Below are 14,087 nucleotides of genomic sequence, written 5' to 3' on the forward strand. Positions count from 1 at the left end.
TTGGAGAGGTCCTGTAATGGATGCCACGGGATATGGCACTGCGAGCAGAGGATATGCTTTAGCATTAGATCAATTAGGTGTTGATGTGAAAATTGAGACATATTCATGGAACTTTCCTTTTATTGAGAATGATTGCTTCGAAAAGGAAAAATTACATCAGTTAATCAAGAAAGGGTATGACGAAAAAAAAAGAAAAATATTAATCTATCACACTCCACCGGGAAATGTTCAATCAGGTAAAAAATATATAAGGTTTGACCGCCGTATATTAAATACTGTGTGGGAAACACCCAAGTTACCGAAGTGCTGGCCAACCATTATCAATAAGTTCGATGCAGTATGTGTCCCTTGCTCTCAAAATATTCATGCTATAAAAACTAGTGATGTAAAGATTCCAGCTTACTTAGCTCCACATGGGGTAGATACGATCAAATACAAGCCAGAAAATAAGAAGTTTTTATTAAAAGAAGCTCAGGGACGATTTGTATTTGTTTCTGTGTTTGATTTTCAGCATCGAAAGAATCCCGAATCTTTATTAGAAGCCTATTGGAAAGAATTTACCGCAAGAGACAATGTCATTTTAGCGATAAAAACTTATGGAGACAGCAGGGACCAGATAATGAGAAAGATAAAAAAGTATAAACAAAAGCTTGGATTTGCGAGTGAAACCGCTCCGCTAATTTTTTTAACAGGTATATTGGATGATATTCAGTTTAGGGGTTTTTACACAATGGGAAATGTGTTTGTTTTGCCTACTAGAGGTGAGGGGGTGGGTATCCCATTTATGGAGGCTCTTTCAAGTGGAATACCAGTCATCACAACTGGTTGGGGAGGTCAAATGGATTTTATTAACGAAAATAATTCATTTTTAGTTGATTATGAGCTAAGTTATCCAGGAATCAGTATGAATAGTGAAAACACGATTTCAAAGATTTATCGAAATCTATATGAAGAGGAAGGGCAAATTTGGGCTGAAGCAAAGGTAGATGACTTAAGAATAAAAATGAGAGAAGCCTATGAAAATCAGAATCTTTGCAGCCAAAAGGGACATCAAGGAAGAATGGATATGCTGAAGCTATCATGGAATAATGTCGTCTTATCATTAAAGCACGCAATCGATAAAACTATACAATGAAAGCATTATCCTTTTTAGCAAATAGAAAAACCGTTAGGGAGTTCATCCATGACGGTTTTTCTGATTGATCATATGTTCAATTTCTTCCTGCATGTTTTGCGCAATCTTCCCCCATGAATAATGATCATTAATATATTTTTGCCCATTGAGCGATATTTTTTTAAGAAGTTCTTTCTTACAGGAAAATTCAATAAGCCTCTCAGCGAAATTTTCTTTTTCTGCATGAATATAATGCTGTTTATCAATTAGGTTTAATCCTCTCACACCACACTGAGTAGAAAATAAGGGGATCCCAGCTGATAGAAATTCCAGTGTTTTTAAGTTAACGCCTGACCCTTTAAACATTGGATTTATTGCGATATCTGCATTAGCAAACAGAGTTAATTTCTCCGTGTTATCAACTGTTCCTAATAGTTTCAAATTAGACTTTTTTATAGATTGAAAAGGAATGGAGCACCCTCCTGCTATCAAAAAATCAATATTCAGGCAGTTATCTGCAAGCTGCTCAATGATAAAATGAACCGCTTCAATGTTAGGGGGATAATTTGCTCCAATGAAAAATACTTTAAGCTTAGCATCAGGTTTCTCTTCTTTTTTTACCCATTCTGCTGGATTAATGCCGTTAGGTGCTAATTTTATTTTATTTAAATTGATATCATACATGGCAGCAAAGCTTTCTCTTTCTTGCTCGGAAGTAGCAAATACTAAATCCGCTAAATGGACAAGCTTTTTTTCTAGTTCATAAATTAATGGAAGAAATCCCCTTGCTTTGCTGTTCTTCCAAATCAAATTTGCTAATGCAAATTCGTGATTATGACTGCTATAAATTCTTAGCTTATCATCGTGGCCTAAATATTGATCATATCCTATTAAATAGGGAGATTCATGAATGATGATATCACTGTTTTTATACAAGGTTTTAAAATATTTATTAAATAATGTTGGATACTTAGACAGGATAACAGATTTAATTAAGGATAATTCGTAACCGCCAGCACTCTGCAGCCTTTTATTAATTAGCCTATGATACTTAGATTCTATTCCAATTTGGTATTCTCTAAATGTTGGAGAGTAATCTATTCTTTTCTTTTCTCGATGAGGTCGATAAAGTTGGGATAAGAGCGTAATATCATAATAATTGCTAAGTTTATGATAAAGATGAAAATATCTTAATGTCCCTCCGCTAACTGGCGGATAATCAATAGGAAAAATATTCAGGATCAAAATTTTCCTCATTTCATTGCCCCCTAAGCACTAAGACAAGACACCGCGAAAAACACTTAGAGTTTCTTTAGCACATTTTTCCCATGAGAATGCATTTGCTCTTTCGTTGCCTTTCTGGATTAATTCTATTCTTGTCATTGGATTTAAAGCATTCATCATTTTCATAGCAATATCTTCAGCAGACTCTGGGTTAAAAAGCAATGCAGCATCATCTACAACCTCGGGAATACTCCCTCTATTAGAACAAACGATTGGTGTTTGTGTTTTCATTGCCTCTACTAAGGGCAGGCCAAACCCTTCAAAAAGAGAAGGAAAAATCAAAAAGTCCGCGTTTCGGTATATATATGGCAAATCTTGCTCTGGGATATATCCAAGAATCTTTACCTGTTCTGTTAAATGGTGCTCATTTAAAAAGTTAATTATTGTCGGTAATAGCTGATTTCCTTTATAAAAATACCCAGTAAGAACAAGTGGGATTGTTTTTTTATAACGATCTCGAAGTGTAACTAAAGCCTTTAAAAGATTAAGGTGGTTTTTATGTTGGTTATAGCTTGCTGGATATAGTGCGTATGCATCTGGAAGTTTGTACTTGGCTTTAATCAGTTCCTTCGTTCTCAAATTTGTGGCGTTATTGAATCTTTCTGCTACATCAAGATGAATGGCATGAATTTTCTCTTTAGGAATGTGCAATCTCTCGCTAATGGACTTCTTTGAGAATTCGGAAACAGTAATGACAGCATCGAAGGATTGGGCAAACTTTTTGTAATATTCGTTATTCCCCTCTAAGCCCCCTGGTACGAACTCTGGATAAAAAGTGTGCAAACAATCGTGAATGGTTACTACTGTGGGAACCGGGATAGCAGAAAGATAGGATTTATGCAAAGGGCAGAACCATAAATCTAATTGCAGCATCTGTATAGCACTATAAATTTGAAATTGCCTGACAGGTTGCTTAAAAACAAACTTTTTAATTTGATTTGGTAGAATATCTATATTTTCCTTCAGAAATAAGAATAGCTCAATGTCTTCATCTTGGTTAGCTAAATTCAGAATCAAGTTTTTTATATATTGTTCTGCTCCTCCGAATTTATCTTGCGAAAGCCCCAATAAGTTAACACCGACCCTCATGTTGTGCCTCCTCGTACAATATTGAAGATTACCCCATTGTATGGACAAAAACGACTTTATGACACGACACAATCTAGGAAATCAAATGATATGTAAAATAAAAAACAAAATAATAAGACTTTGACACATTATTCAGCACAAATAAAGAATTTGAAAATACTTTAAATAATAAATGAATAAGCCACTAGCAATGAAGGGAGGATAACGATGGTCTCAATCATATGCTGTACGATGCGGCAGCATTGTATGGACAATGTTTTTCAAAACTATGAAAACCAGATTGTAAAGGAAAAAGAGCTCATCATTATTTTAAATCACGATGATATGGATATAAATAGTTGGAAAGAGAGAGCAAGACAGTCTCAAAACGTAACGGTTTTTCATTTGCCAGAAAAAGTGACATTAGGTGAGTGTCTTAATTATGGAATTGGAAAAACGAAATACTCAGTTATTGCAAAATTCGATGATGACGACTACTATGCCCCTAGTTATCTTGAACAATCGCTGAATGTATTAAACAGAGCAAATGTACACATAGTAGGAAAAAAATCAGTCTTCATGTACTTTATTGATGAAAAAATCCTCGCCATTCACAGACGACGGTATGAAAATATGTTTGTCAAAGGCGGCATTAAGGGTGCCACATTAGTTTTTAAAAAATATATCACCGAGAAGGTTAAATTTCCGAATATGAATAACGGGGAAGACACCTTTTTTTTGAAAGAATGCATTGACCACAATTATAGAATTTTCTCTACTGATAAATACAATTATGCATGTTTAAGAGCTTCAAATTCGGGTCAGCATACATGGAACCCCAATAAAAACATCCTTTCTAGAGATTTATCTTTACCTTATAAAACGGATGATTTTAAGCCCTTCATCGTGAATCCCAAGCATAATGATTAATTAATGAATCAAACGAATGAAAGGCTATCTTCAGTAGATAGCCTTTCTTAAATAATGATTTTATGCTCTTTGAAAATTACATTCTCTCTGAAGAAACGCAGTATCAATTGTGAATTTTCCTGTAAATCTTACAAATCGATCTGTACATTTTCCTGCAGTTGATCGAGTGATTATTGCAAAATTGTTACAGTTAACTAATTGAAGTGGATTTCTTGTAACAACAATTAAGCTACAAGCATCCATTGGGTCTGATAACAATGCATTAATACAAGCACATAAATCTTCCATATCTTCTTGACAGCCAAAATCTACAGCATTGTCAAAGCATACTGTACCTTGGCAACAAATTCTTGCATTATCGGTTGTTCGACAAACAGTAGGTTGATTAAAAACCCCATTTGCAAAGAACGGCATACAGCCTTTAATGACAGCTGCAAATATAGTTGCAGGTGTTGTGGCATTAGGATTTGCAGCAGTTGGGCATGGAATTTGAACGGTACATTCTTCAACTGTGCAGCATAGGCATGTTGGATCATAAAAAATTTGTTGACTGTTAGGATCCAGATTATTATTAAAGAAACCCGGAACGTTTTCTACACAACAATAGTCAACGTCAAAATCACATTGACATGGCCCCACTGCTGGTTGTGGTTGAAGTGCTAAGTCAATACAATTGTCCTCTATTAAGGTTTCTGAATCTCCTTCATTTATCACATTATCTAAACTTTCTTCGTTCATTTTATTTTCATCCTTTCGAATTAAATTAATAATGAATTCCATTATCTATTGCAATATATTCGGCAATACAAAATTGGTTTGGGTGTTTTACTTGGCTTTTAAAGAAATGCACAGCTACCAACAACAAAAATCATGGACATGTATCTACTCCTCCATTGAAAATTTTCATATATTATGTTAGATAACTTAAGAAAATAGATTGGAGGGTAATACATGTATGGTGCCTAAAAATCAACTTCATTCAAATATAGAAAAAGATACATTTAAAAAAGAAGGATGCTCACGCTGTGAAAGGAAAATAAAAAGACGTGAAAATGGGATGCCAATTAAAAGGGGCTATAAAAGGCGTTATAAAAAAAGAAAACTCGACTTTGCTCATACATCAGTAGAAAAAAATGAATTATCCAAACTAAATGCAAAAAAAGATGAATTATTAATGAAGGATCCTAAGAAAAAAGCGAAAATGTCTTTGACGTCAAAAATCAAGAAAGTAATGAATGGATTTTTTAATTAATAACTGAATATGCATCAGTTCTAAAGTGCAAAAATCTATAGAAGGATTAAACCAAACATGAAAAGACCCTTTTCACTGACGAGGGTCTTTTCTCTTTATTCAAACTAAATGGAGTTATATTGAAAGAATACGAAAAATTGACATATTGGAATTAATTTTATGACACTTTTAAACTCAATTGCGCTTTCTATAATTCGATTTACAATTTCTATAAGCAGAATGCTTCTGTTTTAATTGTTCTTTCACTAAGGAAAATTCGTTATACATTGTTATCATTAATTGATTTTGCTTTATGATCAGATCGTCATTTTCTTTTCTTTTAGCAGTCTCAGCTTTTAGAAAATCAAGCATATCTTGTATTTTCTTTTCAAACATAGTTTGCAAGCGTTTTAACTGATTTTCACTTAAAGTTGAGTGATTTAATGTATTGTTATCATGCCGCGCTGTCGTTACCGCTGCGCTTTCTGTTGTTTGGCTCAAGACCTCTTTCTGGATTAATGAGTTATGATTTTTCTCGATTTGTAAAACAAATGATGATTTTCTTTTCATTTATACGCTCCCTCCTATTTTTTGATTCCTTTTACTCGAGATTAGTTCAACTTCTTGAATGGTCAAACCAACAAGGACTTATACATCTTATTCGATTATGAAAGAAGTGGTGTCCTTTAGGATTTTTGAAAAGACTGCATTTTATAATAAACACCTATTTATTGCTCTCTTTGATAATTGTCCATACCTCTGAAAGGCTGTCTGAATAAATTGTACTAATTGGAATACAGCTGCATTATCAGGGGGAGAACATCTATGAACATATTAATAGTAGGTACTGGCTATGTTGGTACAACCACAGGTCTTGTCTTTTGTGAAATGGGTCACCAAGTTACTGGACTTGATATTGATGAACAAAAGCTTAAATCCTTACAATCTGGAAAGCTTTATTTCTACGAACCAGGGTTAGATGAATTGCTGTCAAAACATCTTCAAGAAAGAAATATTACATTTACATCGGATATTGAAAATGCCATAAAAGAAAATGATATTATCTTTATTTGTGTTGGGACTCCTCAAGGAGAAGATGGGAGTGCCGACCTAAAATATGTGAAAACTGTCACTGAATCAATTGGAAAATATATGGATAAATACAAAGTTATCGTAAATAAAAGTACAGTACCAGTTGGAACAGCCGAATTAGTGACGAATTGGATTAAAGAAAAACAAGAAACTTTTATTCCATTCGACGTTGTATCAAATCCCGAATTCTTGCGAGAAGGTTCAGCATTACATGACGCTTTAAATCCAGATAGAATTGTGATTGGCTCTGTAAGTAAAAAAGCAAGAAATATAATGAAAGAATTATATAAGAATTTCCACTGCCCCATTGTAGAAACGGATTCTAAATCCTCCGAGTTAATCAAGTATGCAGCCAATGCTTTCCTTGCATTAAAGATCTCTTATATAAATGAACTGGCCCGATTATGCAAAACATTGGATATTCATATAGATGGTATATCTGAAGGGATTGGGTATGACAAAAGAATTGGACATAGTTTTTTAAAGGCAGGGATTGGATTTGGGGGATCTTGTTTTCCGAAAGATGTAAGTGCCCTTTTATACACGGCAAAAAAATCAAACCACCGTTTGACCATTTTAGAAGCTGCAAAAGAGGTAAATGAAACACAGCCCATTCACTTTATTCAAATGGTAAAAAGCAGGCTTGGTGAATTAAAGGGGAAAAGTATTGCTATTTTAGGTATCTCTTTTAAAGCGAATACAGACGATACAAGGGAATCTCCAGCATTTCGAATTATCGACGGGCTATTAGCTGAGCAAGCATATGTTACCTGCTATGATCCTAAAGCGAAAATAGGAAATCAGAAGGTCATACAACAAAATAATATTGAAGATACTTTAAGAAATTGTGATGCTGTGATTATTTGTACCGAATGGGAAGAATTTCAGCTGACAGAGTGGGAAAAACATAAATCCTTAATGAAGTCATCTGTCATTTTCGACGGTAGAAACATTTTGGAAAAATCCAAAATGAATGAAATAGGATATGAGTATTACAATATATAATGGAGTAGAATCGTTAATCTATTCATTTTAGAGAAATTTATCTGCTTATAAAGCAACTACAAAAGCCGGGGGAAAGCCCCGGCTTTTGTAGTTAGTTGTTAATTTTCCCTGTTGATTTCCGCTGCAGGCACTTAGCAATCGTTGGCGATCATTGAACCCGCTTTTCTTGTTAAAGTTAGAAACCCGTAACAATGAAACGATCATTGAACCCGTTTTTCTTATTAAAGTTAGAAACCGGTAACAATGAGGCGATCATTGAACCCGTTTTTCTTGATAAAGTTAGAAACCCGTAACAATGAGGCGATCATTGAACCCGTTTTTCTTGTTAAAGTTAGAAACCGGTAACAATGAGGCGATCATTGAACCCGTTTTTCTTGTTAAAGTTAGAAATCGGTAACAATGAGGCGATCATTGAACCCGTTTTTCTTATTAAAGTTAGAAACCCGTAACAATGAAACGATCATTGAACCCGTTTTTCTTATTAAAGTTAGAAACCGGTAACAATGAGGCGATCATTGAACCCGTTTTTCTTGTTAAAGTTAGAAACCGGTAACAATGAGGCGATCATTGAACCCGTTTTTCTTATTAAAGTTAGAAACCGGTAACAATGAGGCGGGTAAGGAAGCCTCCTCGTCGAAGAGCGCTCCTGCGGGGTCTCCCTCTGACTCGCTTCTCCCGAAGGACGATGAATAATCTCCCCCGAATAAACACCTCACGAAGGAAATGCAAATGCATTTGAGGATCTCGCGCCTGCAGCGAAAATCAACAACAAAATAGCATTATCAACACTGAGCTTTAACACAGCCTTAATTTAAAAAACAAATATGGTTAGGGCTTATTTATCTCTTTTTTTAGAGTTTTTTTCTTTTTTCCAATAGAATCGATATTGCATGATTTTATTGATCATCTTTTCATCATCAATTTCTTTAAACACAAAAGGATCTGGCTTCAAATTTATTTCGATAATCCAGATATCCATATTTTCATCTATGCCGATATCTAATCCGATAGCCTTTCGATTAAATAAAAGAGCAATTTCCTCACCTAGAGTGTACAACTTTTTTTTCAATTCTTTTATATCCTTTTTTTTCATATGGGGTTTTAGCAAAAATTCAACTGGATAGACTGTTCCTTTACTATGAAAATTAGTTACAATATATTTCGGATCTGCTAATCTGCCTAATATACCGGTAGATTCATATTTATTTTTCGGAGATAGCTGTACCATTAAACGAAAATCAAATATGGCTTCATTGTATTTTAATAAGTGAATGCCTCTTTGGATAATGTAGGTATGATTATTCCGTTTCTTCATTTTTTTGTTGATTGATCTTTCAATAGCATCGAATAATTCTGTGTAGGAAAGAAAGGTAAAGGATTTTTTTTTGCTTTGGTACCGAAATTTGCATTTACCTCTTTTCGTTATTATTTTCTCTACTTTCATAACACCCCTTCCCCATGACCAATTATCAGGCTTTATATAAACCATCTTATACATTTCAAGCATCTCAGCTAAATCATGGCTGTTAAATAACCGTGTTTCAGGGATATATTGACGAAACTGATCATGCTCTTCTAAAATATTTTTTAATACCCATTTACTCCTTTTCATCCTTGGATTTTCCATATTTCACAGCACTCCTTTAGATTCGTAATAAAGACCATCAACCAGATTTTTTTATTTAGATCGTATTAATAACCGTGAATTGTTTTTTTATATATTTATAGAAATTACGGCACAAAAAAATAAACAAACCACCAACTTTTCGGTAGCTTCTACAATACTTACTATGTCTCCATTTCAGGCTTCATTTTAAAAGCAATTGTATCCTATCCTATGTATTTTTTAGTTCCTTGCCTGTGTTTAAATCTATCTTATAAAGTAAAAAGCACCCATTATCTGGATGCTTTATTACCATTTTGGCTCAATTATTATTTTTCTCATTAACAGATCTGTATCTAAACATTGTAATCCACAAATACAAGATAGATCTATTTCGGTGCAAAAGGGTGTTTTTTCTAATCGATAAACTTCACATAAATCTGTTACAGGCCTATTATTTATGTCAAAAGGGCGGAGTAAAGTGATATTGGCACAGCGAGTTCCTTTTTCAAACGAATTCACTCGAAAAAAACTGGTTGTGAAACACTCTTGTCCTATTGAATCATTATTAATAAAATGGCTGCTAACATTGTATATTCCCTTTTTTGTAAATAACATGAATGGAATTGTGTCCACTTTAAATAGCCTGCCAAGTAAACTACCAAGATAAGGAGTTGAGATGTTCGATAATAGATTCTGTAATTTTATTATTTCAAGTAACGCATCACCAATACAATTTTCCATATTTACTGAAATTCCATTTCTCTCCATAAGCCGCTCCCTCCATCTGTCTAATTATCTACAATCATGATATAAAAATGAGGAAGCTTTTGTGTAGGCAGTTGATTAAATTAGACTTTAGCCCTTATCTTTTGCCATATAATGCGCGTAATTTACAAGTCTTCTTGCAACATCAAATTCTCTATGCTTGGATCCCGGTCTCCAGTTTACTTCAAATATCCATATTTTCCCCTTATTATCCATTCCTATATCTATCCCAAGTTCATCAAAGGAATGAGTATACAAGGATTCAAAATGACTGGCAAAGGCAATTGCGAATTTTTCAAGCAGCCTTTTCATATTGAAATATTCATTTCCAAACTCATCTTTAAGAAAACGGTCAAGATCTCCTCGGTATCCGCCGCTGCTTATATTGCTTATTAGTTTGGCACTTCCGCTTATTCGTGGATAGATAAGATTAATATCCCAATTCCCCGATCCATCTTTTTGGACATGAAGCCTGAAATCATAAGTTAGTCCAGTTTTTGTTTTACACTTAATAAATGGCTGAATTAAATATTTTTGTTCCTCTTTTAACTCTTCAATTAATAAATCAAATGATTTACTATCCAACAAATCTTTATGATTACCATTTATTATGCTAAAGCCTTTTAAAGCATTCCCTTGAATAAAAATGACTTTTTTCCCATGATTACCAGAATAAGGCTTAATGACGATTGTCTTTGCATTTTCTAATAATTCAATAGTCTTATTTGTACTTTCCAAAGGGAAGGTCGGGATTAAATAATCTGCAAACTCCCCATCCCGTAAAATCTTTTTATAAGCCTTCATTTTGTTTCCTACTGTGTGACTCGTAAATGGAATCATCTTTTTTAAACGACTATAGATTTCTTTTTGCTTAGCGGTTTTAGGACCGCTACTATTAATAATTACTTTTGGAAAATCCATTTCTTTTTGAATCCAATTTCCTTTTTCGTATATCCAGCCATTAATCTTTTTGCTATCAAATTGAACGCCCTTGTAAGAAAAATAAAAGAAATGTAAGCCTTCCATTTTTGCTACAGCAGCACATGCATATGCAATTTTTACATCATCCGGCCTCTTCTTATAATGCAACATTCCGATTAATTCCATAGCCAAAATTCCTTAAAGAGGTTCCATATAAAATTTTATTTCCTTAGCAGCTTTCGTTGCAATCCGTTTTGCTTCCTCTTTAGAATTAGAGGAGGCAAGCACATAGGCATAGCGATCTCCCATCGAATACGGGGCAGTTAAGATTTGGCCTTTACGTGGTTTTATATAAACTTCCTTAACGCCATCATAAGATAGAGCACGGTTCTTTCCTGTAACTTTTATCAGCTTCCCTCTGGAACTTACCGTTAAAAAATGTGTAAAGACATAATTTGATAAAACGCCCTTCAAATTAGGTTCCTCCCCTAAGTTCATTTTGATAATTTCTTGAACTATATTCACTCCAGTTCCTTCAAGAATAATTCTATTCATCGCTCCTCCTGACATTCTTGGATTGATCTCAACTAATTTCCATTCCCCTTTTACAATTCTCATCTCCAAATGACAAGACCCATGATACATTCCTAATTTTTTAATAATCGATTTGACCGTCATTTCTAGTTTATTGTGAAGGAACTCATCCATTTCAGCGGGAAAGCTATATCCAGTCACAATAAAGTTATCCTTTTGTGAGAATTCTTGCTCTACAACTCCAATGAGATGAATATCCCCTTGGCAAACAATTACCTCGATTAAATATTGGGGACCGTCTAAGTATTCTTCGATTAAAATAGGTAAATGAGGAAATTTGGTTTTTAAAAATTCAATCCCTTTTGGAAGAGCTTCCTTTGATTTCACGAATATTACATCCTTTGAACCATTGGAGAGAGGATATTTCAAGATGAGTGGCAAAGAGTTTTCAAGCTGTTTTATCATTTCATGAACAGAATCATTTTGATTAATAACCGAATAGAATGGATTTACATCAAGTTTCTGCAGTGCCTGTCTGAATCGAGTCTTGTCTTCCATTTTATATAATGCTTCTGTTGATAAATGAACAAACCCCATCTCTCTTGATAGGATTGAGGCAAGATGTACATATGGATCTATAAGACTTATGCAAGCCTTTATATTCTTCCCTTGATCCTGTAATAATTGAAAGCTTTCTTTTAGTTTTTCTATGTCGTGAATTTCTTTCATAAATATCATTTGATGGACATCTTGAAATTCTTCTCTTTGATCAATAAATTTCCTATTATTTGTAATTAAAACTGTAAAATAGCCCATTTGATCAGCAATTTGTACTGCTTCTCGACTTGTACCTGACTTGTGGCTTCCTATAAAAACAATTGTCTTCATGTTTTTTCGTCCCTTGCTCTTTCTTTTTAAGCCCTTTTTAATTTATTCATCCAGCAGGAAATAGGTGAATTGGAACACTGCCTGAGAATAATAAAAGATGAGCACTTTAAAATGATCACCTTTTTTACTTAACTAGGGATTTTTAGCTTTATTTTTATCAATCTATCAAATAACCTAATAAAATTATTAAATTTACCGTAATCCTTTATCCCTTTTCGCTGAAACAACATGCGCTCTTTCAGACTTTTGTCAGATTCAATTCCATCTAAAAAAGTTCTCCTTTCTCAATTAAAAGCGTAGTAGTATAAAGCAACTTTTTATTTTTGAAAATTACGTGAGAGGTTTGTATTATATTCTCGTAAGGAGATCAAATAGTTCAACTAAATTCGTATATTTCCCATAGGACTCTATTTCATCTCGTTCTTCAAAGATGAGTTGTTTCGTCATAGCATCTGATTCAATTCCAGAGCTTTGCATTAAATGACTGATTGGCTTATTTTGTGACTTTAAAATTCGGATTTCTTTAAGAAACATGATTAAAGAGTGTTCGAATTTTTCGTATTTACCATCATATTCTTCTTTGAGCGTTAAGCTCTCTCTCAAGATGTTGTCCATAAATGTATAATCCATTTTCATAATGATGAAGGATAAATCTCGAATGCAAACACTGAGATCAGGATGTTTTTCCATAAAGAGAAGCCAATTCCTATCATCTTCTTCAGATAAAGTCTTATGTTTTTCATGTTCCTGATGATATCGAATGAGAGCTGGTTCAGACACAAACTTGGCACCAGCTTTATAAAGCCTATAAGCAAATTCAGCATCTTCTGGGCCCCAGCCCCTAAAGGCCTCCTCATAGCCTTCCAAACTGTCAAAAAAAGATCTGTTCATTGACAGATTCCCTAAACAGGCCCACCATGCAAGGGGACTTGTTTCCAAATCGCCACCTAAAAAGGCTAATAAATCATCATCTTTTTTCACAGTAAATAAATCTAGTTGTTGAAAGTTGTTGATATCTTCTTGATTAAGCAACTGAATGGGGTGCTTTAACTTTTTTATGATTGCCCGTACCTTTTTACTATTTACCTTTTTATTTATACTTTTTGCTATTCGTTTCTTTACAGCAGATTTCATTTTTACTAAATAGGCTAAATCATTAATTTGTTTCTTCCCATACTTAGGAAAAAGATAAGTATAAAGCTTTCCGCTGCGTTTCCCTCCGATTACTACAACATTCTCTTTATCCAAATGATGACGGTAGCGATTAAGAATATAATTTGGATCAACAATCATTTCAGCGTCTAAAAAAACAATCACTTTCCCATTTGACATTTTTACTCCTAGATTTCTTGCCGCGGCAAGCCCTATGTTTTGCGTTGTTTTTAAATATATAAATTGGAAAGGGGCTTGATATTCTTTCAAGACTTCAGTTTGATCAGTTGATGCATCATCTATCAAAATGACTTCCATTTCAGATAAATCAAATGTCTGATTTTCTAACGCATAAAGGCTCAAAAGATTAAGAGGATACCGGTTATACGATGGTAAAATGATACTTACTTCCATTAAAAAATACTCCTTTCCTTATTGAAAAAAGCATACGATAGGTAATTGAAAAGTTAGGAGTTTCCAAAAACATCCTAGTGGTT

The 14,087-nt window shown here is 33.9% G+C and carries 13 protein-coding genes; 4 read left to right on the forward strand and 9 right to left on the reverse strand.

Annotation, left to right across the window (positions count from 1 at the left end; genetic code table 11):
* Positions 1 to 16 precede the first annotated feature (16 nt).
* The gene (locus KHA94_RS21350) at positions 17 to 1,135 is read left to right on the forward strand and encodes a glycosyltransferase (RefSeq protein ID WP_213104142.1); all 1,119 of its coding nucleotides are present in this window, start codon (positions 17 to 19) and stop codon (positions 1,133 to 1,135) included.
* A 42-nt stretch (positions 1,136 to 1,177) separates the two neighbouring features.
* On the opposite strand, the gene KHA94_RS21355 is transcribed toward KHA94_RS21350, so the two are convergent.
* Together KHA94_RS21355 and KHA94_RS21360 are read right to left on the reverse strand one after the other, a co-directional pair.
* Entirely contained in the window at positions 1,178 to 2,371 is a 1,194-nt protein-coding gene (locus tag KHA94_RS21355) for a glycosyltransferase family 4 protein (RefSeq protein WP_213104143.1), read from the reverse strand.
* Between the two features lie 18 nt (positions 2,372 to 2,389).
* Complete coding sequence (locus KHA94_RS21360) at positions 2,390 to 3,487, reverse strand: glycosyltransferase family 4 protein (RefSeq protein ID WP_213104144.1); 1,098 nt, start codon at positions 3,485 to 3,487, stop codon at positions 2,390 to 2,392.
* A gap of 207 nt (positions 3,488 to 3,694) precedes the next feature.
* Here KHA94_RS21360 and KHA94_RS21365 point away from each other — a divergent pair, with 207 nt between their 5' ends.
* On the forward strand, positions 3,695 to 4,396 hold the full coding sequence (locus tag KHA94_RS21365) for a glycosyltransferase family 2 protein (RefSeq protein ID WP_213104145.1): 702 nt from the start codon (positions 3,695 to 3,697) through the stop codon (positions 4,394 to 4,396).
* A 60-nt stretch (positions 4,397 to 4,456) separates the two neighbouring features.
* On the opposite strand, the gene KHA94_RS21370 is transcribed toward KHA94_RS21365, so the two are convergent.
* Entirely contained in the window at positions 4,457 to 5,134 is a 678-nt protein-coding gene (locus KHA94_RS21370; protein WP_213104146.1) for a hypothetical protein, read from the reverse strand.
* A gap of 217 nt (positions 5,135 to 5,351) precedes the next feature.
* Here KHA94_RS21370 and KHA94_RS21375 point away from each other — a divergent pair, with 217 nt between their 5' ends.
* Complete coding sequence (locus tag KHA94_RS21375) at positions 5,352 to 5,648, forward strand: hypothetical protein (RefSeq protein ID WP_213104147.1); 297 nt, start codon at positions 5,352 to 5,354, stop codon at positions 5,646 to 5,648.
* Between the two features lie 174 nt (positions 5,649 to 5,822).
* On the opposite strand, the gene KHA94_RS21380 is transcribed toward KHA94_RS21375, so the two are convergent.
* Positions 5,823 to 6,197: a hypothetical protein gene (locus tag KHA94_RS21380; RefSeq protein ID WP_213104148.1), complete on the reverse strand. Its 375-nt coding sequence runs from the start codon at positions 6,195 to 6,197 to the stop codon at positions 5,823 to 5,825.
* Between the two features lie 255 nt (positions 6,198 to 6,452).
* Between KHA94_RS21380 and KHA94_RS21385 the strand changes: the two genes are divergently transcribed.
* Entirely contained in the window at positions 6,453 to 7,724 is a 1,272-nt protein-coding gene (locus tag KHA94_RS21385; protein WP_213104149.1) for a UDP-glucose dehydrogenase family protein, read from the forward strand.
* A gap of 835 nt (positions 7,725 to 8,559) precedes the next feature.
* Here the strand turns inward: KHA94_RS21385 and KHA94_RS21390 are convergent.
* The 5 genes from KHA94_RS21390 to KHA94_RS21410 form a co-directional block, all read right to left on the reverse strand.
* Positions 8,560 to 9,351 (reverse strand): YheC/YheD family protein, encoded by a 792-nt coding sequence (locus KHA94_RS21390; protein ID WP_213104150.1) that lies wholly within the window; start codon positions 9,349 to 9,351, stop codon positions 8,560 to 8,562.
* A gap of 285 nt (positions 9,352 to 9,636) precedes the next feature.
* On the reverse strand, positions 9,637 to 10,098 hold the full coding sequence (locus KHA94_RS21395) for a CotY/CotZ family spore coat protein (RefSeq protein ID WP_213104151.1): 462 nt from the start codon (positions 10,096 to 10,098) through the stop codon (positions 9,637 to 9,639).
* An 87-nt stretch (positions 10,099 to 10,185) separates the two neighbouring features.
* Positions 10,186 to 11,202, reverse strand: a complete 1,017-nt coding sequence (locus tag KHA94_RS21400; RefSeq protein ID WP_213104152.1) for a YheC/YheD family protein — start codon at positions 11,200 to 11,202, stop codon at positions 10,186 to 10,188.
* Positions 11,203 to 11,214: 12 nt separating this feature from the next.
* Positions 11,215 to 12,438, reverse strand: a complete 1,224-nt coding sequence (locus tag KHA94_RS21405; protein ID WP_213104153.1) for an ATP-grasp domain-containing protein — start codon at positions 12,436 to 12,438, stop codon at positions 11,215 to 11,217.
* 348 nt (positions 12,439 to 12,786) lie between these two features.
* On the reverse strand, positions 12,787 to 14,004 hold the full coding sequence (locus KHA94_RS21410) for a glycosyltransferase family 2 protein (RefSeq protein WP_213104154.1): 1,218 nt from the start codon (positions 14,002 to 14,004) through the stop codon (positions 12,787 to 12,789).
* Positions 14,005 to 14,087: the final 83 nt, after the last annotated feature.

Source organism: Cytobacillus citreus, from assembly GCF_018343665.1.
Classification (GTDB): Bacteria; Bacillota; Bacilli; order Bacillales; family Cytobacillaceae; genus Cytobacillus; species Cytobacillus citreus.

Bases quoted from the DNA above. Each gene is read 5' to 3' on its own strand.
- KHA94_RS21350 (WP_213104142.1), top strand. From the start codon at position 17: ATGGATGCCACGGGATATGGCACTGCGAGCAGAGGATATGCTTTAGCA.
- KHA94_RS21355 (WP_213104143.1), bottom strand. From the start codon at position 2,371: ATGAGGAAAATTTTGATCCTGAATATTTTTCCTATTGATTATCCGCCA.
- KHA94_RS21360 (WP_213104144.1), bottom strand. From the start codon at position 3,487: ATGAGGGTCGGTGTTAACTTATTGGGGCTTTCGCAAGATAAATTCGGA.
- KHA94_RS21365 (WP_213104145.1), top strand. From the start codon at position 3,695: ATGGTCTCAATCATATGCTGTACGATGCGGCAGCATTGTATGGACAAT.
- KHA94_RS21370 (WP_213104146.1), bottom strand. From the start codon at position 5,134: ATGAACGAAGAAAGTTTAGATAATGTGATAAATGAAGGAGATTCAGAA.
- KHA94_RS21375 (WP_213104147.1), top strand. From the start codon at position 5,352: ATGGTGCCTAAAAATCAACTTCATTCAAATATAGAAAAAGATACATTT.
- KHA94_RS21380 (WP_213104148.1), bottom strand. From the start codon at position 6,197: ATGAAAAGAAAATCATCATTTGTTTTACAAATCGAGAAAAATCATAAC.
- KHA94_RS21385 (WP_213104149.1), top strand. From the start codon at position 6,453: ATGAACATATTAATAGTAGGTACTGGCTATGTTGGTACAACCACAGGT.
- KHA94_RS21390 (WP_213104150.1), bottom strand. From the start codon at position 9,351: ATGGAAAATCCAAGGATGAAAAGGAGTAAATGGGTATTAAAAAATATT.
- KHA94_RS21395 (WP_213104151.1), bottom strand. From the start codon at position 10,098: ATGGAGAGAAATGGAATTTCAGTAAATATGGAAAATTGTATTGGTGAT.
- KHA94_RS21400 (WP_213104152.1), bottom strand. From the start codon at position 11,202: ATGGAATTAATCGGAATGTTGCATTATAAGAAGAGGCCGGATGATGTA.
- KHA94_RS21405 (WP_213104153.1), bottom strand. From the start codon at position 12,438: ATGAAGACAATTGTTTTTATAGGAAGCCACAAGTCAGGTACAAGTCGA.
- KHA94_RS21410 (WP_213104154.1), bottom strand. From the start codon at position 14,004: ATGGAAGTAAGTATCATTTTACCATCGTATAACCGGTATCCTCTTAAT.